Raw genomic sequence first — 25,275 nt, forward strand, 5'->3', positions numbered from 1 at the left:
GGTTCGCTGATCTCTCCTGGCGCCGGCTATGCGGCGGACCCCGTGGGCTTCGCGAACGCCGCGTCGATCAGGGTCTCCGCGGCGGCGCGCGCGACAGTCGCAGAATCTGGTGAGCCGAGGATCGCCGCAGTCGTCTGCGCTCCTTCGGCGAGGATCGCCAGCTGCGGGCCGAGAGCGGCGGGCGCACCGGCGTCGGCGACGAGGCGATCGACGTAGACCTCGAAGGAGAGCTTGTGCGCACGCACGGCCTCGGCGACCGCAGGGCTCGTCGCGCCGAGTTCGCCGAACGCGTTGATGAAGCCACAGCCGCGGAAGTCGTCTTCCTCGAACCACGCGGCCAGGTGGTCGTACACCGCGAGGAGGCGATCGCGGGGCGTGTCGGCACGCGCCACCGCGCTGTCGATGCCGCGCGTCCACATGTCGTGACGATGCTCCAGAACACCCAGTACCAGTTGTTCCTTCGAGGGGAACTGGCGGTAGATCGTTTTGAGGGACACCCCGGCCGCGTCTCGTACCACGTCCATTCCGACGCTGCCGATGCCCTGACCGTAGAACAGCCGGTCCGCTGCCTCGACGATCTGCGCACGCACCTGTTCATCCGTCATGTGGGCACCTCGTTTCCATCCTCATGCTACGGGGCGGAGAACCAGAGTTCTCCGCCCCGTTTCGCGCGACCGCTCAGCTCAAGCCTGGACGAACGCGAGGAGCGCGGCGTTCACCTCGTCGGCGTGCGTCCACAGCAGGCCGTGCGGCGCACCCTCGATCTCGACGTACTCGGCGGCAGGAACCGCCTCGTGGAAGCGACGGCCCGTCACGTCGATCGGCAGGATGTTGTCGGCCGTCCCGTGGAGGATCAGCGTGGGCAGGCCCGCCTCACGGACGGCGGCGACGTCGGGGCGGAAGTCTTCGATCCAGGCGTCGACGACCGCGTATGCCGCGACCGGCGCGCTGCCCACCGCGGTGATCCAGTTGGCGCGCACGACCTCCTCCGTGATCCGCGATCCGAGGTTCTCGTCGAGGTTGTAGAAGTCCTTGTAGAACTGCGTGAACCACGCGTATCGGTCGCTGCGGGCGGCGTCGATGATGCCGTCGAAGACCGCCTGCGGCACCGCACCCTCGTTGTCGTCACGCTCGACGAGGAACGGCTCGAGGGACGCCAGGAACGCGAGCTTCGCGACCCGCTCGGTGCCGAAGGTGCGCGTGTAGCGGGCGAGTTCGCCGGTGCCCATCGAGAACCCGACGAGGATGACGTCACGCAGATCGAGGGTTTCGAGGAGCGTGTTGAGGTCGGCGGCGAAGGTGTCGTAGTCGTAGCCGGTGCCGACCTTCGTCGACCCGCCGAACCCGCGGCGATCGTAGGTGATGACGCGGTAGCCGGCGGCGAGCAGCACGCGGGTCTGCTTCTCCCAGCTGTCGCCGTCGAGCGGGTAGCCGTGGATGAGCACGACCGGCTGCCCGGCCCCCTGGTCGCTGTAGTGCAGCTCGACGGTGGTCGAGTTCTCGGCGCCGACGGTGATGGAGCCCATGATGTCCCACTCTCTATTCGGGGAGAACGCGCGTTCTCCGATAGCTCGAGCATAGGGGAACGTGCGTTCTCCGCACAAGTCGCGGTGACCAGCGCGATGAAACGCGCCTTAACGAGAGGCCGGCGGGATCGCCCGCGATCCAGCGGGCCTCGCCGCGATCCGGCGGGGGCCGCCGCGTTCCGGCGAGGGTCTGCGCGATCCGGCGGGTCAGCCGGCGCGACGCGACGGCTTCTCGATCGCCGACGCGAGAGCCGCCACGAACGCAGGCCGCAGCGCCTCGGGCGTGAACGCCGCCGCGACCCGGCGGGCATGCGAGGCGAGCTCGGCGCGACGCCGGTCGTCGCGCAGCAGTTCGACCACGGCGCCCGAGAGGGCGTCGACATCGCCCGGCGGCACGAGCACACCGGCATCGCCGACGGCTTCCCGCGGTCCGTAACGGGCGTCGGTCGAGACCACGGGCAGCCCACGGGCGAGCGCCTCGGCGATCGACAGCCCCTGGCCCTCGAAGGCTGTTGAGGTGACGAACAGCGCGGCACGATCGAAGATGTCGTCGCGGTCGGCGGTGGCTCCGTGGAGCGTGACGGATGCCGCCACCCCGAGCTCGTCGATCAGCTCCTGCAGCTCGTCGCGCAGCGGGCCGTCGCCGTACACGTCGAGCCGGGCGTCGGGCACCGCCTGGATCACGCGCGGCCACGCGCGGATCGCGAGGTCGACACGCTTCTGCGGCGCGAGCCGGTTGAGCATCACCACCAGGTGCGGATCACGGGATGCCGCATTCGGGGGTTCTGCGCCGAGCTCGATCGTGTTCGGCACGACGTGGAACGTGCCGGGGTCGCCGAACCGGGCCGCCACCTCGTCGCGCTGCGCCGCGGTCGGCCAGAGCACCGCGTCATATGCGCCGAGGGTCCGGAGCCAGCGCTCCCACATCCCGGCGACGGGGGCGCCCGGATCGTCGTGCGGCGCGGGCAGGTGCGAGTTGTGAACCGTGTGCACGAGCCGCACCCCTGGAGCGCTCCATCCCACCAGCGCCTCGCCGATCTGCCGCGACTCGCACACCACCACGAACAGCCGCTCGGGGTCGCCCACGGCCGCCCGGCGCTCGCCGGCGATCGCCTCCAGCCACGCGATGTAGAGCCCGCGGAAGCCCCGGAGCACCCGATCGCCGTTCTCCGCGTGCACGACGACGGCCGCATCCCGCAGGTGCCACTCGGGGTCGTTCTCGAACACGGGAAGCGAGACGATCGGCCGGGACGCGGCATTTGTGATCGTCCGGTAAGAGATGCCGGGCGTGCGGCCCCCGGGTTCGCCGACGCGCTCGAGCCACTCCCCTCGGTCCAGGAGGTCGTCGAAGAGATTGCGCATGCGCGCGGCGTCGGGAAGGTGGCCGGCATCGACGAACGCCCGCCGTTGCGCCGCGTGCGCCTCAGGCGTCTGACCGTCGACGCTCAAGAGGAGCGGCCGGGAAGCGCCGGCCGCCTCGAGCAGACGCAGCCGCGCCGGCACCGCGACAGCGAACCCGCCGTCGAGCCCGAGAGCGACGCGGCTGGCGAGAACCACGTAGTCGGCGTCGGGCAGCGTGTCCGCGGGGTCAGTCACCCGTCCATCCTTGCGCACGACCCCCGGAACGCCGGATGCCCCGAACCGGCGAGGTCCGAGGCATCCGTCACACGATCACTCCCACTCGATGGTCCCCGGGGGCTTCGACGTGACGTCGAGCACGACCCGGTTGACCTCGCGCACCTCGTTGGTGATGCGGTTGGAGATCTTCGAGAGCACGTCGTAGGGCAGGCGCGTCCAGTCGGCGGTCATCGCGTCCTCCGACGAGACGGGACGCAGCACGATCGGGTGGCCGTAGGTGCGGCCGTCGCCCTGCACGCCCACCGAGCGCACGTCGGCGAGGAGCACGACCGGGCACTGCCAGATCTCGTCGTCGAGGCCCGCGCGTGTCAGCTCTTCGCGGGCGATCGCGTCGGCATCACGCAGAATCTCGAGACGGTCAGCGGTGACCTCACCCACGATCCGGATGCCGAGGCCGGGGCCCGGAAACGGCTGGCGGCCGACGATGACCTCGGGGAGTCCGAGCTCGCGTCCGATCGCCCGCACCTCGTCCTTGAACAGGGTGCGCAGCGGCTCGACGAGCTCGAACTGGAGGTCTTCGGGGAGGCCGCCGACGTTGTGGTGCGACTTGATGTTCGCGGTGCCGGTGCCGCCGCCCGACTCGACGACGTCGGGGTAGAGCGTGCCCTGCACCAGGAAGCGGATCGGCTCGCCGTCGGCCTCGGCCTCGGCGACGAGCGCCGCCTCGGCCTGCTCGAAGGTGCGGATGAACTCGCGGCCGATGATCTTGCGCTTCTGCTCCGGGTCGCTGACGCCGGCGAGCGCATTCAGGAACTGCTCGCGCGCATCTACCGTGACCAGGCGCACGCCGGTCGAGGCGACGTAGTCCTGCTCGACCTGCTCGCGCTCGCCCTTACGGAGCAGCCCGTGGTCGACGAAGATGCACACCAGCTGGTCGCCGACGGCCTTGTGCACCAGGGCCGCGGCCACGGCGGAGTCGACGCCGCCCGACAGACCGCAGATGACGCGGCCGGTGCCGACCTGGGCCTGGATCTTGGCGACCTGCTCGGCGATGACGTTGCCGCTGTTCCAGTCGGCCGCAAGCCCCGCCGCCTTGTGCAGGAAGTTCTCGATGACCCGCTGGCCGTGGTCGGAGTGCTTGACCTCGGGGTGCCACTGCACGCCGTAGAAGCGGCGCTCGTCGCTGCCGAAGGCGGCGACCGGGGTGGCAGCCGTGGCCGCGAGCACCTCGAAGCCCTCCGGAGCGCGCGACACCTGGTCGCCGTGACTCATCCACACGTTCTGCTCGACGGGCTGGCCGCCCAGCAGCACGCCGCCGTCGTTCGCGACGACGGCATCGGTCGCTCCGTATTCACGCAGTCCCGTGTTCGCGACCTCGCCGCCCAGCGCCTGCGCCATCACCTGGAAGCCGTAGCAGATCCCGAGCGTCGGCACGCCGAGGTCGAAGACGCCGGTGTCGAGCGCTGGGGCGCCGTCCTCGTAGACCGACGAGGGGCCGCCCGAGAGGATGATGCCGACCGGGTTCTTCGCCGCGATGTCGGCCGCGGTCGCGGTGTGCGGCACGATCTCGCTGTAGACCCCGGCTTCGCGCACGCGGCGGGCGATCAGCTGTGCATACTGGGCGCCGAAGTCGACGACGAGGACGGGACGCTGGGAGGTCTCGGTCTGCTGGGTCAACGCTTGTTCTCCGTCGGGATGGCGTGGGTGAGGGTGGAGTGCGGCGCCTGGGAGTGCAGCTCGGCTGCCTCACGCTCGGCCAGGTAGGTCTTGACCTCGCGGCCCACGCGCGCCTCCATGAAGAACGACAGGAGAGGCACGATGCCGCCCGCGGCGAGCATCGCGAGGCGCCCGAGGTTCCAGCGCATGAGGCTCCACACACGGAAGCACGAGATGAGGTACACGACGTAGAACCAGCCGTGGGCGACGAGGATGCCGAGCGACAGGTTGAAACCGTCGCCGGTCGACTCGAGGCCCGAGGCCGTCTCGACGACGGGGGCGAACCACAGGAACCCGCCGGAACCACCGAGGAACAGCTCGTAGCCGACCGCGTACTTGACGATCATCTCGGCGACGAGCAGCAGCAGCATGGTACCCGTGATGATCGAGCAGATCTGGTAGAACTTCAGGGCTCCGCGGATCGCCGGAAAGGAAGCGAGCTTCGGGGCGCGGGGCATGACCCCAGTCTACCTGCGGCCCTCCCGGCCGTTTCCCGCTCAGGATGCTGCGGGCTCAGGATGCCGCCGGCTCAGGGCCGGCGTCGGACTCCCGGCGGTCATCCTCGAAGTCCTCGACCTCCTTCTCCCACGCGTCCTTCGCGAGGCGGTACCAGAGGTAGAAGGCGAAGCCGGCGAAGACGGCCCACTCGACGGCGTAGAAGATGTTGAGCCAGTTGAGCCCCGAGCCCTCGACCGGCGCCGGAGACGAGATCGCGTCGAGCCCTGCGGAAGCCTCCGCAGACGCGATGTACGGGCGGTACACGAACAGGGCGTCGACGTCGTGCCACTGGCCGAGCAGCGCGGCCGGCGACATGCGGGTCAGCGTCTGCGGGTCCTCGCCACGGGGCGGGAGCACCGGCCCTTCGTCCGAGATCAGGCGGCCGGTCACCTCGACGGTCTCGGAGACGGATGCCGCCTCCTCGAGCTGCGCGATGGCCGCGCGCGCGTCCTCCTCGGTGGCGGCCCACCCGAGCGCCACCGCGACCGAAGTGGGTCCGACCGTCGCGCTCACGTCGGGGTCGATGCGCAGCTGCCCGGTCACCCAGTAGCCCAGGGCGCCGTCGTTGTAGCGCGACTCCACCACGATGAAGTCTTCGGGGACCCAGGTGCCGCGTGTGTGCACGCGCTGACCGACGAGCGGCTCCGGCAGATACTCGCCCGGCAGGGCGACATCCGCAAGCGGCTGCACTTCTTCGGTCGCCCCCGGCGGCACCGGATTCGTCTGCACCGCACGACCCAGCTGCCACTGCCCGAGCCAGGCGAACACACCCGCGACGACGAGGCAGAGCAGCAGCATCCCGATCCATCGCGGGCGCAGCATCACCTCACGCAGCGTCGGCGGGAAGGCCTCGGGGACGAGGTCGGCCGCTCCCGTCGGCTCGGCGTCGGTCATGGCATCCGTCATCCTGCGGCGTACGGCGAGACGACGACCTCGACCCGCTGGAACTCCTTGAGGTCGGAGTACCCGGTCGTCGCCATCGACTTGCGCAGGGCCCCGATGAGGTTCGCGGTGCCGTCCGCGACGGGCGCCGGCCCGTACAGCACCTCCTCGAGCGAGGCGACCTGGTCGACCCGCACCCGGCGGCCGCGCGGCAGCTTGGCGTGGTGCGCCTCGGGGCCCCAGTGGAAGCCCCTGCCCGGAGCATCCGTGGCACGCGCCAGCGCCACGCCCAGCATGACGGCGTCGGCGCCCATCGCGATCGCCTTGACGATGTCACCCGAGGTGCCCACACCGCCGTCGGCGATGACGTGCACGTAGCGCCCGCCGGACTCGTCGAGGTAGTCGCGGCGCGCGCCGGCGACGTCGGCCACGGCCGTCGCCATCGGAGCGTGCAGTCCCAGGGTCGCGCGGGTCGTCGACGCCGCTCCCCCGCCGAAGCCGACGAGCACGCCGGCCGCGCCCGTGCGCATCAGGTGAAGGGCTGCGGTGTAGGTGGACGCGCCGCCGACGATGACGGGAACGTCGAGGTCGTAGATGAACTTCTTGAGGTTGAGCGGCTGGTCCACCGACGAGACGTGCTCCGCCGACACGGTGGTGCCGCGGATGACGAACAGGTCGACGCCGGCCGCGACGACGGTCTCGTACAGCTCCTGCGTGCGCTGCGGGGTGAGGGCACCTGCCACGGTCACGCCGGCGGCGCGGATCTCGGCGAGCCGGTCGCGCACGAGTGCGGGCTGGATGGGCTCCGCGTACAGCTCTTGCATGCGGCGGGTCGCCGCGGCCTTCTCGAGGCCGGCGATCTCGGCGAGCAGCGGCTCGGGGTCGTCATAGCGGGTCCACAGGCCCTCGAGGTCCAGCACGCCCAGACCGCCGAGCTGACCGAGCATGATCGCGGTGCGCGGGCTCACGACCGAGTCCATCGGGGCGCCCATGACCGGGATGTCGAAGCTGAAGGCGTCGATCGTCCAGGTGGTCGAGACGTCCTCGGGGTTGCGCGTGCGCCGCGAGGGCACCACGGCGATGTCGTCGAACGAGTAGGCGCGGCGCGCGCGCTTGGCCCGGCCGAGTTCGATGTCCATGCTCACGCGTCCACCCTACCGGGCGGGGTTCTCACGACTCGAAAGCGTGAGCGCGTGCGCGTGACGCGCGACTCGTCCCAGACGGGCTCGGTGGACTCGAACACCCGGCCGTCGGAGCCGAAGACGAGGAAGCTGTCGAAGGACTTGGCCAGCCCGCCGTCGTGGCTCATCGAGCAGCAGCACCTGACCGGGGCCGCGCAGCAGGCTCAGGCGGCGGGCGCTGCGTAGCGGCCGGACCTGATCGCGCGCTCGCGCGCCTTGGCGGCCTCGACCTCGCGGTTCTTCGGCGGCGTCACCGCGACGAGATCGTCGAGCAGATGCTGTGTGATGTGCGCGATCTCGTGGACGGCGCGGTCGAAGACCTCCTGATTCGCCTTCGACGGCTTCGTGGTGCCCGCGATCTTGCGCACGTACTGGAGCGCGGCGGCGTGGACCTCTTCGGACGAGGCAGCGGGCTCGAAGTTGTGGAGCGTGTGGATGTTCCGGCACATGCCCCCGACCCTACGCCGCGCCCCGGACGCGGGCCAGGGCGCAGCATCCGTCCCGCTCCGCTGCTACCACCGGTCGGTGCCGCGCGGGAGCACCTCGAGCACGTGGGGAAGCTCGGTCGGGAAGCAGGAGCGGAAGAGCTCGGTGATCTGCGGGTCGGAGCCGTAGTCGTCGACGATGCGCAGGCCGATCATCGTCGAGATGAGCATGCCCTCTGCCATGAACGCCCGCGACTCGTCGGCGTCGAGCCCCATCTCGTCGCGGAAGAAGCGCCAGACCTTCGCGAATCCCTGGCGCGCGGCGGCGCCGATGGCGGGGTGGCTGCCCAGCAGGTAGGCGTGCGCGAGCGTCTGGTGCAGGCCCCGCACCTCAATGAGATCGACGTAGGCCTGCCCGATGCGCTGGGCGGTCGCCTTCTCGGGCGTCACCTCGGGGTCGTGCGGGGTCTGGTCGGCGAGCGCCGCGCGGAAGCCTGCGAGCATGCGCGCCAGGGCGTCGTCGAGCGCTGCGAGGAACAGGTTCTCCTTCGAGCCGAACAGCCGCACGACGTAGGGCTGGCTGACGCCGGCGGCCCGTGCCACCTCATCGGTGGTCGCGCCCTCGTAGCCGCGGGCCCCGAAGACGGCGAGCGCGGCCACCAGGATCTGGCGACGCCGCTCCTCCGACGACAGGCGCTTGCCCGTGTCGGGCGCGTCGTCGACCGCGACAGAGCCACTCGCTGCGGGAGGTGTCATGCCGACAGGTTATCAGCGAATGACTTGACTTTGTAATCAGTCGATTACTACATTGGCCTCGATCAAGTAATCATCCCATTACAACCGGAGCCTCCCATGACCGAATCACCCCTCACCGCGGCCCCGCGTCGCGCCCGGCCTTTCGCGCTCGTGGTGGCCGCGGCATCCCTCCCGATGTTCATGGCCACGCTCGACAACCTCGTCATGACGAACGCGCTTCCGGTGCTGCACCAGGAGATGGGCGCGAGCGTCGAGGAACTGCAGTGGTTCGTCAACGCGTACACGCTGGCGTTCGCCGGCGCGATCCTCATCGCCTCGGCGCTCGGCGACCGGTACGGGCGCCGCACCCTCTTCGCGATCGGCATCGCGGTGTTCGGCGTGGGGTCGGTGCTCGCGGCGCTCAGCACGGATCCGGCTCAGCTCATCGCCGCCCGCGCCGTGCAGGGTCTCGGCGCGGCCGGCGTGATGCCCCTGTCGCTGGCGCTGCTGAGCGGCGCCGTCGCCCCGGCCAGACGCGCCCTCGCGATCGGCATCTGGGGCGGCGTCTCGGGCCTCGGTGTCGCCGTCGGGCCGCTCGTCGGCGGCGCCATCATGGAGGGCTGGGACTGGCAGGCGATCTTCTGGATCAACGTGCCCGTCGCCATCGTCGCGATCCCGCTCACCCTGGTCGTGCTGAACAACGACTTCGGCGCCCGCGCGCGCATCGATGTGCCGGGTGCGCTGCTGGCCGCCGCCGGCGTGCTCGCCCTCGTGCACGCGATCGTGCGCGGCAACGACGACGGGTGGGACTCGGTCGGAGTCATCGCCGAGATCGTGCTCGGCGCCCTCCTCGTGGGGGCGTTCCTGTGGTGGCAGACGCGGGCGACCGCGCCCCTGATGCCGCTGCGACTGTTCCGCGACCGCTCGTTCTCGATCACGAACATCGTCGGATTCGCCTTCAGCTTCGGCACGTTCGGCGCCGTGTTCATCCTCATCCAATACCTGCAGGTCGTGCAGGGATCCACGCCGCTCGAGGCCGCCGTGCAGACCACCCCGTGGACGCTCGCACCCATGATCGTCGCCCCGATCGCCGGCATCCTCGCCCCGCGGGTCGGCACGCGGGTGCTGCTCGTCCTCGGCCTCGCCCTGCAGGGCGCCGCGCTCACCTGGATCGCCGCCATCATGTCGACCGACCTCGACTACCCGGCCCTGATCGCGCCGTTCATCATGGCGGGCGTCGGCATGGCGCTCGTGTTCGCCCCGTCGGCGACGGCGCTGCTGGCCACCCTCGGTCTCATCGACCACGCCAAGGCGTCGGGCGTGAACTCCACCGTCCGCGAGCTGGGCGTCGCTCTCGGCACCGCGGTGATGACCGCGATCTTCGTGAGCGCGGGCGGCGAGCTGCTCCCCGACATGTACGTCGACGCCGCACGCCCCGCCGTGTTCACGGGCGCGGCCGTGCTGTTCGCCGCGACGATCGTGGCGCTGTGGCTTCCTTCCGGGAAGGGGACGGATGCTGCCGCCCCGGCGCCGTCCGAGGCCCACGCCGCCGAGCCCGAGCTGGCAGCCGCTCCGTAGCCCGAGCGTCGGGAGCGTGCGCTCTCGCCGAGATGACACGACGCGTGCGCTGACGACGGGTCTGGTCGGCGAGAGCACAGGGCTGTCGACGGATGACTCGGCCCGAGGCATCCGTCGACAGCTCTGTGGTGCCGCGAGCGGGCTCAGTCGCCCTTGCCGCGCAGGGCGCGGGTCAGCAGGCCGTCGAGGAAGAAGAGGAGGAACGCCGCCGACCCGACCCACGGCGCCAGCACCACCACCGCGGCCGAGATGATCAGCGCGCTGAGCGAGCTGCGGCCGTAGGCCACGGCATCCGCCCTGCTCATGTCGGGCATGAGGGCCTCGCGCCGCCGCACCGCCCACGCCCACTGCAGCCAGCTGAACAGGATGGCGAGGAAGAACGTCACGGGCATGGCGAGCCGGCCCGCGAGCCACTCGGAGTACTCGGTCGTGAGGTTCGTCGCGAACGGCACGAGCACGATGAACAGCAGCCGCGCGTTGTTCAGCCACACCGTCGTCGCATCGACGCGGGCGAGGTGCTCGAACTGCTGGACGTGCACCATCCACATCAGGCACAGCAGCACGAAGCTCAGCACGAAGTTGAGGAACAGCTCGTACATGCCGCCGATCGCCGCCCACATCTCGGCGTCGGAGTCGACCTTGCCGAGCGAGTGCTGCGTGAGATCGAGCACGAGCAGCGTCGCCGCGATCGCGAAGACGCCGTCGGTGAACGCCTCGAGACGTGTGGTGCGCTGCGTCGCCAGAGGATGCCGCCGCTGCCTGATCATGGCGCCAGGGTAGCGACACCGTGCACCCCGGCGCCCGTCACACTCCGTCACCGCCCCGTCGGACGCGACGCGCGGTGCGATTGGATGGAGACGAGACGGATGCTGCGCCCCTCGGCATCCGAGACCTTGGAGGCCCCCGGTGACCGAGCGCATTCCCTATGTCGTCGTCGGCGCAGGGGCGATGGGCCTCGCGACGACGTGGCAGCTCGCGCGCCGTGGTCACCGGGTGGTCGCCCTGGAGCGATTCGAACGAGGGCACACCCGCGGTGCGTCACACGGCGCGACCCGCAACTTCAACAACGCCTACGCGGCAGCGCACTATCTCGACCTGCTCACGCTCGCCCGCACCGAGTGGGACGAGCTCTCGCGTGTGACCGGGGAACCGCTGCTGCGGCTCCACGGCCTCGTCACGCATGGCGACGACGCCGTCGTCGCCGGCGTGCACGACGCACTCGTCGCCCGCGGCGAGCGTGCCGAGGTGCTCGCCGCGCCGGACGCGGCGCGGCGCTGGAGCGGCATGCGGTTCACCGGCGACGCGCTGTTCACACCCGAGGCGGGTGTGGTGCGCGCCGCCGCCGCCCTCGAGGCGCTCGAGCGCGGCGCCCGCCGGCACGCGGCCGACGTCCGCTTCGGCCACCGCGTGGTCGCCCTCGACGAGGGAGGCGACGGTGTCACGCTCACGGTCGAGGCCGGCGACGAGCGCCACGACCTCGTCGCCGAGACCGTCGTGGTGACCGCGGGAGCCTGGAGCCGCGGCATCCTTCCGCCGTCGTTCCCCCTCCCCCGGCTGACGGTGACCGAGGAGAGCCCCGCGCACTTCACCCCGATCGCCGCCGACCCGGTGTGGCCGTCGTTCAACCACCTCCTGCCGCCCGAGCGGTACCCCGCGAACGTCTACGGCATGCCGACGCCCGGCGAGGGTGTCAAGGTCGGATTCCACCTCGTCGGGCCTGTCGTCGACCCCGACGCGCGCTCGTTCCGGCCGGTGCCGGCCCAAGCCGCGCAGCTGCGCGGCTACGTGGCCGAGTGGTTCCCCGGCCTCGACCCCGACTCGGCCGAGCCGATCAGCTGCACCTACACCTCGACGGACTCGCAGGACTTCATCCTCGACCGCCGCGGGCGCATCGTCGTCGGAGCCGGCTTCTCCGGCCACGGCTTCAAGTTCACCCCCGCCGTCGGTGCGGTCCTCGCCGACCTGGCGACCGACGACACCGCGCGGGCGGCGGCACCCTTCCGCCTTCTCTGACCGGCCCACAGACTCCGCAAGGTCGCGCACGCCCCGCAGGAAGCGTCCTCCCACCATTCGCTGCGGGCTTCGCGGAGTCGCACGAACCTCGCAGGATTGTCGACGGATCCTGCGAAGTAGCCGCGATTCTGCGAACTCTGAGAGGCGGAGCCTTCTCACGCGGCGCGGTGAAGGCCGGCGGCGACGGCGCGCCGGATGGTGCGCTCCACGCTCGCCCAGTCATGGACGACCTGCGAGTAGCTGACTCGAAGGACGGTATAGCCACGCAGCCTGAGCTCGGCGTCGTGCGCGATGTCGCTGGTGCGCTGCGCGCTCGAGGAGTGGAACTCGTACCCGTCGATCTGCACGACCAAGCGATCGCCGACGAGCAGGTCGACGGGGCGCCCCGCGAGGACCACCTGCTGCCGGACACGAAGGCCCAGACGCCGGAGCGGGATCACCACGAGGGTCTCCAGTCCCGAATCGGAAAGCCCCGTGACCGCGTCCGCGAGGTCCCGCGCCGCGCCCGACCGCCACTCGATCGCGCGCAGACTCTCGGGTGCGAGCTTCTCGATGCGGGCGGCGGATTCCCAGAGCACGAGCGCGGCGTCGCGGTCGACGCAGAGCGCGATGTGGAGGAGCGCATCCTCCACCGTCCCCAAGAGTGAGCGTGCAGCGGGAACCACCGGTTTGGTCCAGTGCGTGACGCCGGACCACGTTTCATCGAGCCGCGTCGGCCCCGAGCCGGGGAGCATGTGGAGGTGCAGCTCCGACCCGATACCCTCCGGCATCCACCATTTCCGCCGCCGCGCGAGCGAGATGCAGGACACTCGGCCCCCCGCACGAGCGGCGGTGCGAAGCTCGTCTGGCGCCTGCGGTGTGCACAACCACACACGACGAATGAGTTCGGCGTGGCCCTCGCGGACGAATGCACGGATGACCGCGATGACGAATCCCGCCCGGAGCGCATCGTCGCGGTGTGCGATGCCTCCCTGCGCCGAGACCCACGTCCCCAACTGCTCTGTCGTCTTCCGGATCACTCCCACGCCGCGAGTCTGGCCAAACCCTGAGACGCACGCGCCCGTTTCAAGCTCGATGGGGAAAGCCTGCTCCTCCCCTGCCCTGTGGAGGACGCGCCCTTCGTTAACAGACTTCGCAGAATCACGCGGATCTTGCAGGCGATCCCGCCAACCCTGCGATGATCGCGCGAATCTGCGAAGTCTGCGCGCGCACGCCCCGCAGGACTGTAGACGGATGCTGCGGCCCGGCGGAGTGCGCCGGGCCGCAGCATCCGTCTCGTGAAGGGTTACTTCTTGTAGTTGGGCGCCTCGACGACGATCTGCACGTCGTGGGGGTGCGATTCCTTGAGGCCGGCGGCGGTGATGCGGACGAACTTGCCCTTGGCCTTGAGCTCGTCGATCGTGCGGGCGCCGACGTAGAACATCGACTGGCGGAGGCCGCCGACCAGCTGGTACGCGACGGCCGATACGGGACCGCGGTAGGCGACCTGGCCCTCGATGCCCTCGGGGATGAGCTTGTCGTCGGTGGGGACGTCGGCCTGGAAGTAGCGGTCCTTCGAGTACGACGTCTTCTTGCCGCGCGTCTGCAGTGCGCCCAGCGACCCCATGCCGCGGTACTGCTTGAACTGCTTGCCGCCCTGGAAGACGATCTCGCCCGGCGACTCGTCGGTGCCGGCGAGGAGCGAGCCGAGCATGACGGTGTCGGCGCCGGCGACGAGCGCCTTCGCGATGTCGCCCGAGTACTGCAGGCCGCCGTCGGCGATCACGGGGATGCCGGACTCGCGGGCGGCGAGGTAGGCCTCGTACACGGCGGTGACCTGCGGCACGCCGACGCCGGCGACGACGCGGGTGGTGCAGATCGAGCCCGGTCCGACGCCGACCTTGACGGCGTCGACGCCGGCGTCGATGAGCGCCTGGGCGCCCTCGCGGGTCGCGACGTTGCCGCCGATGATGTCGATGTGCTCGAAGCTCGCGTCGGCCTTGAGGCGGCGCACGATGTCGATGACGCCTGCGGACTGGCCGTTGGCGGTGTCGACGACAAGGACGTCCACGCCCGCGTCGCGCAGCGCCTCGGCGCGCTGCCACGCGTCGCCGAAGAAGCCGATCGCGGCGCCGACGCGGAGACGGCCGTGCTCGTCCTTGGTGGCGAGCGGGTACTTCTCGCTCTTGTCGAAGTCCTTGATGGTGATGAGACCGGCGAGCTTGCCGTGCTCATCGATGAGCGGGAGCTTCTCCACGCGGTGCTGTGCGAAGAGGGCGATGACCTCGCCCGCGCTGATGCCGACGCGGCCGGTGACGAGGCCGTCGGTGGTCATGACGTCGCGCACCTTGGTGGTCTGGCGCTCGAAGCCCGAGACGAACCGCATATCGCGGTTGGTGACGATGCCGACGAGGTGGTTCTCGTCGTCGACGACCGGAAGGCCGGAGATGCGGTACTGCGCGCAGAGCGAGTCGACCTCTTCGATCGTGGCGTCGGGGGTGGTCGTGATCGGGTCGGTGATCATTCCGGACTCGCTCCGCTTGACGCGGTCGACCATCGCCGCCTGATCCTGGATCGAGAGGTTGCGGTGGATGATCCCGAGACCGCCTTCCCGGGCGATCGCGATCGCCATGCGCGACTCCGTCACCGTGTCCATCGCGCTCGAGATGAGCGGGGTCGCGACCGTGATGCGTCGCGTCACTCGGGACGAGGTGTCGGCTTCGCTGGGGATCACGTCGGTGTGGCCGGGCAGCAGCAGCACATCGTCGTAGGTCAGTCCGACGAAGCCGAAGGGGTCGTTGTGCTCCATGGGGTCTCCTCGCGCGGGCGCGCGCGTGCTCTCGGGGTTGGACGGCGGCGGCCGGTGCGCTCGTGACGCTCCGTACTCGATTCTAAGCGTCGGCGGGGGTCGTTTGTTCCCGGGAATAAGGCACGCGCGGGCGCGCGCGAGCCGGTGAGCCGGTGTCCGGTTGCGATCGGATCACTTATCCACAGGGGACCTTGGGCGAAACACCGGCGACACATTACAGTCGTAGCGTCGTCATCACGGCCGATGCGACCCGAGCTTCGGTGTCCGCGTGGTGTGCCGAACTGGAGGTTCTGTGGGTCCTACGACTGCGACCGCGATCAACAGCCGCCGCTGGATCCTCGTGATCTTCGGAGTGCTCTTGGCCGCGGGAATGGTGTTCCTGTCCGCACCCACGGGTGCGCGAGCGGATGCCCCAGACACCCCCGGTGGAGACCAGGAGCAGACCGACTTCTACTTCGGCGGCGTCATCACGTACGACGACCAGCCCGTCGAGGGCGTCACGATGTCGATCGAGGGCAACGGCTTCGAGGCCGAGACGGTGACGGACGCCGAGGGCAAGTGGCGTCTGTACGTGCCCGAGAAGGAGGAGTACGTCCTCACGGTGGATGAGGACACCCTCCCCGACGGCGTGATCGTCGACCCGGAGCAGCTGCCGGAGGGCATCCAGCCGAAGCAGGGCACGACGGCGTCGTTCGACGTGGCGTTCGGGCTCACCGGGTCGAAGATCGTCAACCTCTTCCTCGGTGAGGGCGAGAGGATCACGACGTCGTTCTGGGACCAGCTCATCGAGCGGCTCATGAACGGCATCAACTTCGGCCTGCTGCTCGCGCTCGCGGCCGTCGGCGTCTCGCTGATCTTCGGCACCACTGGTCTCAGCAACTTCGCCCACGGCGAGATGCTGACCTACGGCGCGGTCATGGCGCTCATCTTCGGTGTGTGGCTCAAGGTGCCGATGTACATCACGATCCCGATCGTGATCCTGCTCGGCGCGGCCCTCGGCTGGGCGCTCGACGCCGGTCTCTGGAAGCCGCTGCGCCGACGCGGCCTGGGCCTCGTCCAGCTCATGATCGTGAGCATCGGCCTCTCGCTCGCCGGCCGCTACGTCTTCCAGTTCTTCATCGGCGGCGGCACGTATCAGCTCCCCGGAGCCGGCGCCCCGCGCGACATCGTCTTCGGCCCGATCAAGCTGTCGTGGATCGACGTCGCGTCGATGGCGATCAGCATCGTGCTCCTGGTCGCGGTCGCCTACTGGCTGCTGCGCACCCGCATCGGCAAGGCGACGCGCGCCATCAGCGACAACCCGGGCCTGGCCGCCGCATCCGGCATCAACGTCGACCGTGTGATCCGCATCGTCTGGATCCTCGCGGCCGCTTTGGCCGCCATCGCGGGTGTGCTGTGGGCGTACTTCCGCCCGGGCGTGAAATGGGACATGGGCGTGCAGGTGCTGCTGCTGATCTTCGCCGCGGTGACCCTCGGCGGCCTCGGCACCGCCTTCGGCGCCCTCATCGGCGCGCTCATCGTCGGCATCCTCGTCGAGATCTCGACGCTGTGGATCCCGCCGGACATGAAGTACGTCGGCGCGCTGGCCGTGCTGATCCTGATTCTGCTGGTGAGACCCCAGGGCATCTTGGGCCGGAAAGAGAGGCTCGGTTAGTCATGGACTGGGGACAGATCTTCAACAACACCGCCTACTGGTTCTTCAGCCCGGAGACCATCGCGTACGCCCTCGCGGCGACCGGCCTGGCCGTGCAGTTCGGATTCGGCGGCCTGCTGAACTTCGGTATGGCCGGCTTCATGGCCCTCGGCGCCTACGGGTACGCGATCTCGATCCTGAGCTTCGGGTGGCCCTGGTGGGTCGGCATCCTCGTCGGATGCGTCGCGGCGGTCATCTTCGCGCTCATCCTCGGTATCCCGACGCTGCGGCTGCGAGCCGACTACCTCGCCATCGTGACCATCGCCGCAGCCGAGATCGTCCGGCTGCTGCTGACCACACAGCTCTTCGACGAGTGGACGAACTCCGCCGACGGCCTCGGCGGCTACCACGCGGGGTTCCGCGGGGCGAATCCGTTCCCGAAGACCGGAGCCGACGGCGAGCCGATCATCTACGGCTTCGGACCCTGGCAGTGGACGGCCGACCAGCTGTGGGTGCGCGTCTTCGGCATCATCCTGCTGGCCATCGCTGTCTACCTCGTGTGGGCGATCATGCGCAGCCCCTGGGGCCGCGTGCTCAAGGGCATCCGTGAGGACGAGGACGCCGTGCGCTCGCTCGGCAAGAACGTCTTCTCCTACAAGATGCAGGCGCTCATGATCGGTGGTGTCTTCGGTGCCCTGGGCGGCGTGGTGTTCGCACTTCCGTCGGCCGTCATCCCAGCGACCTACACGACCAGCCTCACGTTCTTCATCTGGACGATCCTGCTGCTGGGTGGTGCGGCCACCGTGTTCGGCCCGGTCGTAGGCTCGGTGATCTTCTGGGTGATCATGGGCTTCCTCGACAACGTGCTGCCCGTCCTCGCCCAGTCCGACATCCCGATCATCTCCCTGCTGTCGAGCCAGCAGGCGGCGACGCTGCGCTTCATCCTCGTCGGTGTCGCGCTCATGCTGATCGTGATCTTCCGCCCGCAGGGCATCTTCGGAAACAAGAGGGAGCTGACCTTTGTCAAGTAACCCGCCCAGCACCCCGCCGGCCGACGAGCCGGTGGTCCCCGCGAACTCGGCGGCACAGGCGGTGCCGCCCAGCACGGGCACGGTCACGACCCCGACCGGCAGCATCCGTCGCCCCAAGACCGGCGGTCTCGCGAAGGGCGACGCCGTCCCCGGCGTCGCCAAGAACGACCCGATCCTCGTCATCGACAACGTCACCCGGCGCTTCGGCGGCCTCACCGCCGTGGACGTCGAGCACCTCGAGATCCCGCGTCACGCGATCACCGCGCTCATCGGCCCCAACGGCGCCGGCAAGACGACGCTCTTCAACCTCCTGTGCGGCTTCGACAAGCCCAACTCGGGGACGTGGAGCTTCGACGGCAAGAACCTCTCGGGCATTCCGTCGTTCAAGGTGGCCCGCATGGGCCAGGTGCGCACCTTCCAGCTCACCAAGGCTCTGTCCCTGCTGACGGTGCTCGAGAACATGAAGCTCGGCGCCACCGCCCAGAAGGGTGAGAGCCTCTGGGCCAGCATCGTCCCGGCGATCTGGCGCAAGCAGGACAACGACATCGAGGCGAAGGCGATGGAGCTGCTCACGCGGTTCAAGCTCGACGCGAAGTCCGACGACTACGCGGCCTCGCTCTCGGGCGGTCAGCGCAAGCTCCTCGAGATGGCGCGCGCCCTCATGAGCGACCCGACGCTTGTGATGCTCGACGAGCCCATGGCCGGTGTCAACCCGGCGCTCACCGAGTCGCTGCTCGACCACATCCTCGACCTCAAGGACCTCGGCATGACGGTGCTCTTCGTCGAGCACGACATGCACATGGTGCGGCACATCGCCGACTGGGTCGTCGTCATGGCCGAAGGCAAGGTCGTGGCCGAAGGGCCGCCCGACACCGTCATGCAGGACCCGGCGGTGGTCGACGCCTATCTCGGCAGCCACCAGGACGTCGACCTCGGCGTCGTGACCGGGCGCGTGGCCGGTGAGCTCGACGCGTCCGCCGAAGAGCTGCTCGAAGAGATCAAGGAGGCCGAAGAGGCCTCGATCGCCGAAGCCGAGGAGGAGAACAAGTGACCGATCCTTCGACTGCGCCCGGCGCGGGCGCCGCGGTCAAGAGCGACGAGGTCGTCGTCGAGGTCAAGGACCTCACCGCGGGCTACCTGCCGGGCATCAACATCATCAACAGCGCGAACCTCATCGCCCGCAAGGGCGAGCTGATCGGCATCATCGGCCCGAACGGCGCCGGCAAGTCGACGCTGCTGAAGTCGATCTTCGGCATGGTCAAGGTGCGCGGCGGCGACATCACGGTCGACGGCGAGAGCGTCGTCGGCCTGAAGTCCGACAAGCTCGTCCAGCGCGGCGTCGGATTCGTGCCGCAGACCAACAACGTGTTCCCCTCGCTCAGCATCGAGGAGAACCTGCAGATGGGCCTGTACCAGCGCCCGAAGGTCTACGCCGAGCGCCTGGAGTTCGTGACGGGCATCTTCGCCGAGCTGGGCAAGCGCCTCAAGCAGCGTGCCGGGTCGCTCTCGGGCGGCGAGCGGCAGATGGTCGCGATGTCCCGTGCGCTGATGATGGACCCCTCGGTGCTCCTCCTCGACGAGCCCTCGGCCGGTCTGTCTCCGGTGCGCCAGGACGACGCCTTCATCCGGGTCTCCGACATCAACAAGGCCGGCGTAACGACGATCATGGTCGAGCAGAACGCCCGCCGCTGCCTGCAGATCTGCGACCGCGGCTACGTGCTCGACCAGGGCCGCGACGCCTACGAGGGCACCGGACGCGAGCTGCTCAGCGACCCGAAGGTCATCGGCCTGTACCTCGGCTCGCTCGGCGCCGACGGCGTCTGACACGGCGAACATATAAAGAGGAGGGGACCGGATGCTGCGGCATCCGGTCCCCTCCTCTTCGCTGTGCGTGCGAGCCCCCCTGTGCGTGCGAACCCGCCTGTGCGTGCCGGCCCGCGGGGCGCCGGGCCGGCGCCGTGCACCGAGGGCCGAGCCCGGCAACGCGAGAGGGCCCCGGATCGCTCCGGGGCCCTCGGCGGCGTCAGCCTGGTTTACAGGTCGATGCGGGTGTACAGGTTGTCGGCACCGTACTGGAAGACACCGATGGTGGCCTCGGTCGGGTCGCCGTGCTCGTCGAAGGTGATCGGGCCGGAGTAGCCGTCGTAGTCGGCCGTGCCGCCCCCGAGGATGATGTCGGCGCAGTCGGCGAAGTTGTCGCACTTCTCACCGTCGCCCGAACCGCCCGAGACCTCCTGCAGCTTCCCCGCGACGTCGGCGGCGTCGGTCGAGTTGGCCGCAAGCGAGGCGAGGGCGAGAAGGATGACCGCGTCGTACGCCTCGTTGGCGTAGGAGTAGTCGGTCAGCTCGGAGTTGCCGTCGGCGACCCACCAGTCGTTGAGGCGAGCCTGGAACTCGGTGTCGGGAGCCGGACCCGCGGGGGTCGTGCCCTTCGCACCCTCCATGCTCACGCCGGCCGGCCACTTCTCGTCGGAACCGAAGTTCTTCAGGTTGCCGTCGACGAGGTAGAGGTCCTCGGCGGGGTAGCCCGCGGCGATGAGCGCCGGGCCGATCGTGTAGATCTCGTCGAACGTGATCAGCGCGATGGCGTCCGGGTTCGAGGCGAGGATCGCGGAGATCTGCGCGTCGAAGTTGGTGTCACCGGTGTTGTACGACTGCTCCGCGACGATCTCGCCGCCGGTGCCCGTGAAGACCTCCTGGAAGACCTCGTTGAGGCCGGTGCCGTAGGAGTCGTTCTGGTAGAGCACCGCGACGTTCTTGTGGCCGTCCTCGGCGACGACGTTGCCGAGCACCTCGCCCTGGAGCGTGTCGGCCGGAGCCGTGCGCCAGTAGAGGCCGTTGTCGTCCCAGTTGGTGAAGTCGAGCGACGTGTTGGCCGGCGAGAACGTGATGATGCCCGCAGCGACGGCGTCGTCGAGGAAGAGCTTCGTCACACCCGACGACGCGGCGCCGATGGCGGCGGTCACGTCCTCGGAGATCAGCTTCTGGATGGTCGTCGCGTAGGCCTTGTTGTCGGTGTCGCCCGAGTCACCCCACACGATGTCGTCGATGGTGATCCCCTTGGCGGCCTCGTTGATGTCGGCTGCGGCGAGTCCGACGCCTGCCTCCTCGGGCGGGCCGAGGAAGGCGAGGGTACCCGTCTGCGGCAGAATCGTGCCGATCTTGAGGGTGAGGTCGCGCTCCTCCGTGGCCGGGGTGGTCTCGTCACCTCCGCCGGTGCCCCCGCCGGAGCAGCCGGCGAGAACGAGGGCGCTGGCGCCGATGAGCGCGAGGCCACCGAGGACGGTGGACTTGCGCGAGCGGGTGAAGACGCTCATGTTGCTCCTTGCTGTGCGATTACAACGGGAACGGCTCGGGCGCCGACCCAGTGCACTAAACCTAATCGTCGTCAAGCGTCGTCAATGTTGCCTTTCGTTAACGATCTGTAACAGCTTGAAAACCGTGATCGGACCGTGATTTCTCAGGGCACATCGATACCCGTTCCTGTGGATAACCCGCCCGCTCGCACGCCTGCCGCGCCGCAGTACGAGCCACACCCGCACCGCGGCCCCCATACCCCTCGAGGGTATAGACTGAAGCGACCCGGTACCCCTGAGGGGTATCCACCCCGACCTTGTGAAGGAGAAGTCATGGCTGAGGCGCAGTACACGGTGACAGGAATGAGCTGCGGGCACTGCGAGGCGTCGGTGCGCGGCGAGGTGTCGAAGCTCGCGGGCGTCCAGGACGTCCAGGTGAGCGCCGCCTCGGGCACGCTCAAGGTCGTCTCGGCCGCCGAGATCGCCGACGACGCCGTGATCGCGGCCGTCGACGAGGCCGGCTACAGCGCGGTCCGCGCATGAGCGGGGCCTCGGCTCCCGCCGCCCGGTTCGAACTCGAGATCGGCGGGATGACCTGCGCGTCATGCGCCGCGCGGATCGAGAAGCGGCTGAACCGGATGGACGGGGTCGAGGCATCCGTCAACTACGCCACGGAGAAGGCCTTCGTCACCGTTCCCGCGGGACTCGACCCGCAGGCGCTCATCGAGGAGGTCGAGAAGACCGGCTACACGGCCGCCCTCCCGGCCCCGCCGGCCACCGAGGCCGCCGCCGCTGAGGAACCCGCCGACCGGGAGCTCACGAGCCTCCGGCAGCGGCTCATCGGGTCGATCGTGCTGTCGGTTCCGGTGATCCTCGTGGCGATGATCCCGGCGCTGCAGTTCACGTACTGGCAGTGGGCGTCGCTGGCGCTCGCGGCCCCCGTGGTGGTGTGGGGCGCGTGGCCGTTCCACCGCGCCGCATGGATCAACCTGCGCCACGGCGCGGCCACGATGGACACGCTGATCTCGCTCGGCGTCTCGGCGGCGTTCCTGTGGTCGCTGTACGCACTGTTCTTCGGGCACGCGGGCATGCCGGGCATGACGCACGCGTTCGAGTGGTCGATCACCCCGACCGACGGCGCCGGCGACATCTATCTCGAGGTCGCCGCGGGGGTCACGACCTTCGTTCTCGCGGGCCGGTACTTCGAGCAGCGGTCGAAGCGCCGCGCCGGGGCGGCGCTGCGCGCCCTGCTCGAGATCGGGGCGAAGGACGTCGCGGTGCTGCGTCCCTCGGGCGCCCCTGTGGGTCAGGTCTCACTCGGCATGCCGGGGATCGGCTCCCCCGCCGCTCCCGCTCTCGTCGAGGTGCGCGTGCCGATCGCCGACCTCCGCGTCGGCGAGGAGTTCGTGGTGCGGCCGGGCGAGAAGATCGCGACCGACGGCGTCGTCACCTCCGGCACGTCGGCCATCGACGCCTCGATGGTGACCGGCGAATCGGTGCCCGTCGAGGTCGCGCCCGGTGACCCGGTCGTCGGCGCCACCGTCAACGCGGGCGGCCGCCTCGTCGTGCGCGCGACGCGTGTCGGCGACGACACGCAGCTCGCGCAGATGGCGCGGCTCGTCGAAGACGCCCAATCGGGCAAGGCCAAGGTTCAGCGGCTGGCCGATCGCATCTCGGGCGTCTTCGTTCCGATCGTGCTGCTGATCTCGCTCGGCACGCTGCTGGCCTGGCTGCTCGTGGGCGCCGCACCCGCCATGGCGTTCACCGCCGCGGTCGCCGTGCTCATCATCGCGTGCCCGTGCGCGCTCGGGCTCGCCACCCCGACCGCGCTGCTGGTCGGAACCGGCCGCGGCGCGCAGCTGGGCATCCTCATCAAGGGCCCCGAGGTGCTCGAGTCCACGCGCACGGTCGACACGGTCGTGCTCGACAAGACCGGCACCGTCACCAGCGGCCGCATGTCGCTGGTCGACGTCGTCGTTGCCGGATCCCTCGATCCGCACACGAATGAGGCTTCGGCCGCGCGCGCCGAACTGGTACGGCTCGCGGGAGCCCTGGAGCACGCCTCCGAGCACCCGATCGCGCAGGCGATCGCCCGCGCCGCCACGGCCGAGACGGGCGCCCTTCCCCACGTCGAATCGTTCCAGAACGTGCCCGGCAAGGGCGTCTCGGGCATCGTCGAGGGGCACGCCGTCCTCGTCGGGCGCGAGGCGCTGCTCGCGGACTGGGCGCTGACCCTCCCCGACGACCTCGCCGCGGCGAAGGCCGCCGCCGAGGCCCTCGGCCGTACCCCGGTGCTCGCCGCCTGGGACGGTGCGGTGCACGGGCTCCTCGTCGTTGCCGACCAGGTCAAGCCCACGAGCCGCGAGGCCGTCGACCAGCTGAAGGCCCTCGGTCTCACGCCGGTGCTGCTCACCGGCGACAACGCGGCGGCGGCGCGTGCGATCGCCGACGAGGTCGGCATCGAGCGTGTCATCGCCGAGGTGCTCCCCCACGACAAGGTCGCCGTCGTCACCGAACTCCAGGGTGAAGGGCGCGTGGTCGCCATGGTGGGCGACGGCGTGAACGACGCCGCCGCCCTCGCGCAGGCCGATCTGGGTCTCGCGATGGGTACGGGGACGGATGCTGCGATCGAGGCCTCCGACATCACCCTGGTCCGCGGCGACCTGCGAAGCGCTTCCGACGCGATCCGACTCTCGCGGGCGACCCTGGGCACGATCAAGGTGAACCTCTTCTGGGCGTTCGCCTACAACGTCGCCGCGATCCCGCTCGCAGCGCTGGGGCTGTTGAACCCTATGATCGCCGGAGCGGCTATGGCGTTCTCGAGCGTCTTCGTGGTGGGCAACAGCCTGCGCCTGCGGCGGTTCCGCAGCCTCTCGACCACTCACCGTTGAAGGAGTCCGACATGACCGACACCGCCCTCGAGCACTCCCCCTCGCACGCCGGCGACCACTCCCACCACGGCTACATCACCGACAAGGACAAGTACCTCAACCGCCTCAAGCGCATCGAGGGGCAGGCCCGCGGCATCCACAAGATGGTCGAGGACGAGAAGTACTGCATCGACATCCTCACGCAGATCAGCGCCCTGACCTCCGCCTTGGAGGCCGTCGCCGTGGGTCTGTTGGACGACCACCTGCGTCACTGTGTCGTGGATGCCGCGCGCCTGGGCGGCGCCGAGGCCGACGCCAAGATCACCGAGGCCAGTCAGGCCATCGCCCGCCTCGTCCGCTGAGGCCGCACCGGGCGGCAGCATCCGTCGCCCGTGCGTGAGACCGGGAATCCTCGCCGAGACCGGCATCGTCGTCAGGTTCGGCGAGGAGCCCCGGTTTCGCGTGCCCCGAGGCGACGACGCCTACGCGGCGACCCGGATGCGGCGTGCGTGGACGAGCGAGTCGACCGTGAGGACGACGAGCGCGACCCACACCAGGCCGAAGCCGATCCAGCGCTCGAGTGGCATGGGCTCCTGGAGCACGAGCCAGCCGACGAGGAACTGCAGGATCGGAGCCACGAACTGCAGCAGCCCGATCGTGGTGAGCGACACGCGGCGCGCGCCGGCGGCGAACAGCAGCAGCGGCACCGCGGTGATGACGCCGGTGAGGCTGAGGAGCACCGTGTGCTGCCATCCGTCGGCGCCGATCGTCAGGCCCTCGGTCGCGCCGACGATCACGAGCACGACCACCGCGATCGGGCTGAGCCACAGCGTCTCGAGGGTGAGGCCGCTCACGGCGTCGACCGACGGGCCGACCTTCTTCTTCACGAGGCCGTACAGGCCGAAGGATGCTGCGAGGGTGAGGGCGATCCACGGGAAGGCGCCGTAGCCGACCACGATCACGAGCACCGCCGCCGCCGCGATGCCGATGGCGACCCACTGCGTCGGCCGCAACCGCTCGCGCAGCACGAGCACGGCGAGCAGCACCGTCGCGATCGGGTTGATGAAGTAGCCGAGGCTGGTCTCGATGACGTGACCGCTCAAGGCGCCGTAGATGAACACCTGCCAGTTGACGTAGATCAAGAGGCCTGCGATCACGGTGAGGCCGAGCACCTTCGGCTGCCGGAAGATGGCCGTCAGCCGCGGCCACGTGCGGGTCACCGTGAGCAGCAGCGCGCAGAACACGAGCGACAGCAGGATGCGCCACGCCACGATCTCCCACGGCCCGGTGGGCGCGAGGAGCAGGAAGTACAGCGGCAGGAAGCCCCACAGCAGGTACGCCGAGAACGTGAAGATCCCGCCGACGCGGCGCTCCCGGATCGCGGCGGCGTCTGACACGACCCGGCGCGTGGCGGTCGTGACGCCGAGGTCGAGCGCCGTCGCGTCGTCGAGTCCGTCCGCCGCGGTGGGTTCCGACGAGGAGGACTGCATGTGGCTCACCGAGTCAGCCTACGCCCGCCCCACCC

Annotated in this window: 24 protein-coding genes; 9 read left to right on the forward strand and 15 right to left on the reverse strand. The window is 69.8% G+C overall.

The window, feature by feature from the left end:
* Positions 1-26 precede the first annotated feature (26 nt).
* The 10 genes from JNB61_RS13255 to JNB61_RS13300 all read right to left on the reverse strand — a co-directional run bounded on the left by JNB61_RS13255 (position 27) and on the right by JNB61_RS13300 (position 8,562).
* The gene (locus JNB61_RS13255) at positions 27-605 is read right to left on the reverse strand and encodes a TetR/AcrR family transcriptional regulator (protein WP_220339926.1); all 579 of its coding nucleotides are present in this window, start codon (positions 603-605) and stop codon (positions 27-29) included.
* A gap of 78 nt (positions 606-683) precedes the next feature.
* Complete coding sequence (locus JNB61_RS13260; RefSeq protein ID WP_159846493.1) at positions 684-1,526, reverse strand: alpha/beta fold hydrolase; 843 nt, start codon at positions 1,524-1,526, stop codon at positions 684-686.
* A 207-nt stretch (positions 1,527-1,733) separates the two neighbouring features.
* Positions 1,734-3,122 carry a glycosyltransferase gene (locus JNB61_RS13265; RefSeq protein WP_220339927.1) on the reverse strand — a complete coding sequence of 463 codons (1,389 nt, stop codon included), beginning with the start codon at positions 3,120-3,122 and terminating at the stop codon, positions 1,734-1,736.
* A 75-nt stretch (positions 3,123-3,197) separates the two neighbouring features.
* Complete coding sequence (gene guaA, locus JNB61_RS13270) at positions 3,198-4,781, reverse strand: glutamine-hydrolyzing GMP synthase (protein WP_220288331.1); 1,584 nt, start codon at positions 4,779-4,781, stop codon at positions 3,198-3,200.
* Entirely contained in the window at positions 4,778-5,278 is a 501-nt protein-coding gene (locus tag JNB61_RS13275) for a DUF3817 domain-containing protein (protein WP_220288330.1), read from the reverse strand. The genes guaA and JNB61_RS13275 overlap by 4 nt, the downstream gene beginning before the upstream one ends.
* A gap of 55 nt (positions 5,279-5,333) precedes the next feature.
* Positions 5,334-6,140, reverse strand: coding sequence for an SURF1 family protein (locus JNB61_RS13280; RefSeq protein WP_220288480.1), 807 nt, complete (start codon positions 6,138-6,140; stop codon positions 5,334-5,336).
* Between the two features lie 80 nt (positions 6,141-6,220).
* Positions 6,221-7,339 (reverse strand): GuaB3 family IMP dehydrogenase-related protein, encoded by a 1,119-nt coding sequence (locus JNB61_RS13285; RefSeq protein ID WP_220288479.1) that lies wholly within the window; start codon positions 7,337-7,339, stop codon positions 6,221-6,223.
* A gap of 2 nt (positions 7,340-7,341) precedes the next feature.
* The gene (locus JNB61_RS13290) at positions 7,342-7,509 is read right to left on the reverse strand and encodes a hypothetical protein (RefSeq protein WP_220339928.1); all 168 of its coding nucleotides are present in this window, start codon (positions 7,507-7,509) and stop codon (positions 7,342-7,344) included.
* Positions 7,510-7,545: 36 nt separating this feature from the next.
* Entirely contained in the window at positions 7,546-7,830 is a 285-nt protein-coding gene (locus JNB61_RS13295) for a DUF2277 domain-containing protein (protein ID WP_220339929.1), read from the reverse strand.
* 63 nt (positions 7,831-7,893) lie between these two features.
* A complete protein-coding gene (locus JNB61_RS13300; RefSeq protein WP_220339930.1) occupies positions 7,894-8,562 on the reverse strand; it encodes a TetR/AcrR family transcriptional regulator in 669 nt (222 codons plus the stop codon).
* A gap of 96 nt (positions 8,563-8,658) precedes the next feature.
* Here JNB61_RS13300 and JNB61_RS13305 point away from each other — a divergent pair, with 96 nt between their 5' ends.
* Complete coding sequence (locus JNB61_RS13305) at positions 8,659-10,119, forward strand: MFS transporter (RefSeq protein ID WP_220339931.1); 1,461 nt, start codon at positions 8,659-8,661, stop codon at positions 10,117-10,119.
* Between the two features lie 143 nt (positions 10,120-10,262).
* Here the strand turns inward: JNB61_RS13305 and JNB61_RS13310 are convergent, their stop codons facing one another.
* The gene (locus JNB61_RS13310; RefSeq protein WP_220288325.1) at positions 10,263-10,886 is read right to left on the reverse strand and encodes a TMEM175 family protein; all 624 of its coding nucleotides are present in this window, start codon (positions 10,884-10,886) and stop codon (positions 10,263-10,265) included.
* Between the two features lie 139 nt (positions 10,887-11,025).
* Between JNB61_RS13310 and JNB61_RS13315 the strand changes: the two genes are divergently transcribed.
* Positions 11,026-12,132: an FAD-dependent oxidoreductase gene (locus JNB61_RS13315; RefSeq protein WP_220339932.1), complete on the forward strand. Its 1,107-nt coding sequence runs from the start codon at positions 11,026-11,028 to the stop codon at positions 12,130-12,132.
* 155 nt (positions 12,133-12,287) lie between these two features.
* Here the strand turns inward: JNB61_RS13315 and JNB61_RS13320 are convergent, their stop codons facing one another.
* Together JNB61_RS13320 and guaB are read right to left on the reverse strand one after the other, a co-directional pair.
* Positions 12,288-12,902, reverse strand: a complete 615-nt coding sequence (locus tag JNB61_RS13320) for an endonuclease domain-containing protein (RefSeq protein WP_223214816.1) — start codon at positions 12,900-12,902, stop codon at positions 12,288-12,290.
* A gap of 515 nt (positions 12,903-13,417) precedes the next feature.
* Entirely contained in the window at positions 13,418-14,920 is a 1,503-nt protein-coding gene (guaB, locus tag JNB61_RS13325) for an IMP dehydrogenase (RefSeq protein ID WP_159846517.1), read from the reverse strand.
* A gap of 370 nt (positions 14,921-15,290) precedes the next feature.
* Between guaB and JNB61_RS13330 the strand changes: the two genes are divergently transcribed.
* The 4 genes from JNB61_RS13330 (at position 15,291) to JNB61_RS13345 (ending at position 19,408) form a co-directional block, all read left to right on the forward strand.
* Positions 15,291-16,574, forward strand: a complete 1,284-nt coding sequence (locus JNB61_RS13330) for an ABC transporter permease subunit (RefSeq protein ID WP_220288477.1) — start codon at positions 15,291-15,293, stop codon at positions 16,572-16,574.
* Positions 16,575-16,576: 2 nt separating this feature from the next.
* The gene (locus JNB61_RS13335; protein ID WP_159846520.1) at positions 16,577-17,584 is read left to right on the forward strand and encodes a branched-chain amino acid ABC transporter permease; all 1,008 of its coding nucleotides are present in this window, start codon (positions 16,577-16,579) and stop codon (positions 17,582-17,584) included.
* A 103-nt stretch (positions 17,585-17,687) separates the two neighbouring features.
* Positions 17,688-18,635 carry an ABC transporter ATP-binding protein gene (locus JNB61_RS13340; RefSeq protein WP_159848965.1) on the forward strand — a complete coding sequence of 316 codons (948 nt, stop codon included), beginning with the start codon at positions 17,688-17,690 and terminating at the stop codon, positions 18,633-18,635.
* Positions 18,632-19,408: an ABC transporter ATP-binding protein gene (locus JNB61_RS13345; protein WP_220288323.1), complete on the forward strand. Its 777-nt coding sequence runs from the start codon at positions 18,632-18,634 to the stop codon at positions 19,406-19,408. The genes JNB61_RS13340 and JNB61_RS13345 overlap by 4 nt, the downstream gene beginning before the upstream one ends.
* A 209-nt stretch (positions 19,409-19,617) precedes the next feature.
* Here the strand turns inward: JNB61_RS13345 and JNB61_RS13350 are convergent, their stop codons facing one another.
* Complete coding sequence (locus tag JNB61_RS13350) at positions 19,618-20,901, reverse strand: ABC transporter substrate-binding protein (RefSeq protein WP_220288322.1); 1,284 nt, start codon at positions 20,899-20,901, stop codon at positions 19,618-19,620.
* Positions 20,902-21,213: 312 nt separating this feature from the next.
* Between JNB61_RS13350 and JNB61_RS13355 the strand changes: the two genes are divergently transcribed.
* The 3 genes from JNB61_RS13355 to JNB61_RS13365 are packed head-to-tail and all read left to right on the forward strand — an operon-like array spanning position 21,214 to position 24,112.
* Positions 21,214-21,423: a heavy-metal-associated domain-containing protein gene (locus tag JNB61_RS13355; RefSeq protein ID WP_159846529.1), complete on the forward strand. Its 210-nt coding sequence runs from the start codon at positions 21,214-21,216 to the stop codon at positions 21,421-21,423.
* Positions 21,420-23,771: a heavy metal translocating P-type ATPase gene (locus tag JNB61_RS13360; protein WP_220339933.1), complete on the forward strand. Its 2,352-nt coding sequence runs from the start codon at positions 21,420-21,422 to the stop codon at positions 23,769-23,771. Before JNB61_RS13355 ends, JNB61_RS13360 begins: the two co-directional genes overlap by 4 nt.
* Positions 23,772-23,782: 11 nt before the next feature.
* Complete coding sequence (locus tag JNB61_RS13365; RefSeq protein ID WP_222855391.1) at positions 23,783-24,112, forward strand: metal-sensitive transcriptional regulator; 330 nt, start codon at positions 23,783-23,785, stop codon at positions 24,110-24,112.
* Between the two features lie 120 nt (positions 24,113-24,232).
* Here JNB61_RS13365 and rarD read toward each other — a convergent pair whose 3' ends face one another.
* A complete protein-coding gene (rarD, locus tag JNB61_RS13370) occupies positions 24,233-25,147 on the reverse strand; it encodes an EamA family transporter RarD (RefSeq protein ID WP_308289115.1) in 915 nt (304 codons plus the stop codon).
* Positions 25,148-25,275: the final 128 nt, after the last annotated feature.

This window comes from Microbacterium ureisolvens (genome assembly GCF_019511645.1).
In the GTDB taxonomy this organism is placed as follows: Bacteria; Actinomycetota; Actinomycetes; order Actinomycetales; family Microbacteriaceae; genus Microbacterium; species Microbacterium ureisolvens_A.

Excerpts from the sequence above, each read along its gene's own strand:
- JNB61_RS13255 (WP_220339926.1), bottom strand. The coding sequence starts at position 605 with ATGACGGATGAACAGGTGCGTGCGCAGATCGTCGAGGCAGCGGACCGG.
- JNB61_RS13260 (WP_159846493.1), bottom strand. The coding sequence starts at position 1,526 with ATGGGCTCCATCACCGTCGGCGCCGAGAACTCGACCACCGTCGAGCTG.
- JNB61_RS13275 (WP_220288330.1), bottom strand. The coding sequence starts at position 5,278 with ATGCCCCGCGCCCCGAAGCTCGCTTCCTTTCCGGCGATCCGCGGAGCC.
- JNB61_RS13280 (WP_220288480.1), bottom strand. The coding sequence starts at position 6,140 with ATGCTGCGCCCGCGATGGATCGGGATGCTGCTGCTCTGCCTCGTCGTC.
- JNB61_RS13285 (WP_220288479.1), bottom strand. The coding sequence starts at position 7,339 with ATGGACATCGAACTCGGCCGGGCCAAGCGCGCGCGCCGCGCCTACTCG.
- JNB61_RS13290 (WP_220339928.1), bottom strand. The coding sequence starts at position 7,509 with ATGAGCCACGACGGCGGGCTGGCCAAGTCCTTCGACAGCTTCCTCGTC.
- JNB61_RS13295 (WP_220339929.1), bottom strand. The coding sequence starts at position 7,830 with ATGTGCCGGAACATCCACACGCTCCACAACTTCGAGCCCGCTGCCTCG.
- JNB61_RS13300 (WP_220339930.1), bottom strand. The coding sequence starts at position 8,562 with ATGACACCTCCCGCAGCGAGTGGCTCTGTCGCGGTCGACGACGCGCCC.
- JNB61_RS13305 (WP_220339931.1), top strand. The coding sequence starts at position 8,659 with ATGACCGAATCACCCCTCACCGCGGCCCCGCGTCGCGCCCGGCCTTTC.
- JNB61_RS13310 (WP_220288325.1), bottom strand. The coding sequence starts at position 10,886 with ATGATCAGGCAGCGGCGGCATCCTCTGGCGACGCAGCGCACCACACGT.
- JNB61_RS13320 (WP_223214816.1), bottom strand. The coding sequence starts at position 12,902 with ATGCCGGAGGGTATCGGGTCGGAGCTGCACCTCCACATGCTCCCCGGC.
- guaB (WP_159846517.1), bottom strand. The coding sequence starts at position 14,920 with ATGGAGCACAACGACCCCTTCGGCTTCGTCGGACTGACCTACGACGAT.
- JNB61_RS13330 (WP_220288477.1), top strand. The coding sequence starts at position 15,291 with ATGGTGTTCCTGTCCGCACCCACGGGTGCGCGAGCGGATGCCCCAGAC.
- JNB61_RS13335 (WP_159846520.1), top strand. The coding sequence starts at position 16,577 with ATGGACTGGGGACAGATCTTCAACAACACCGCCTACTGGTTCTTCAGC.
- JNB61_RS13350 (WP_220288322.1), bottom strand. The coding sequence starts at position 20,901 with ATGAGCGTCTTCACCCGCTCGCGCAAGTCCACCGTCCTCGGTGGCCTC.
- JNB61_RS13355 (WP_159846529.1), top strand. The coding sequence starts at position 21,214 with ATGGCTGAGGCGCAGTACACGGTGACAGGAATGAGCTGCGGGCACTGC.
- JNB61_RS13360 (WP_220339933.1), top strand. The coding sequence starts at position 21,420 with ATGAGCGGGGCCTCGGCTCCCGCCGCCCGGTTCGAACTCGAGATCGGC.
- JNB61_RS13365 (WP_222855391.1), top strand. The coding sequence starts at position 23,783 with ATGACCGACACCGCCCTCGAGCACTCCCCCTCGCACGCCGGCGACCAC.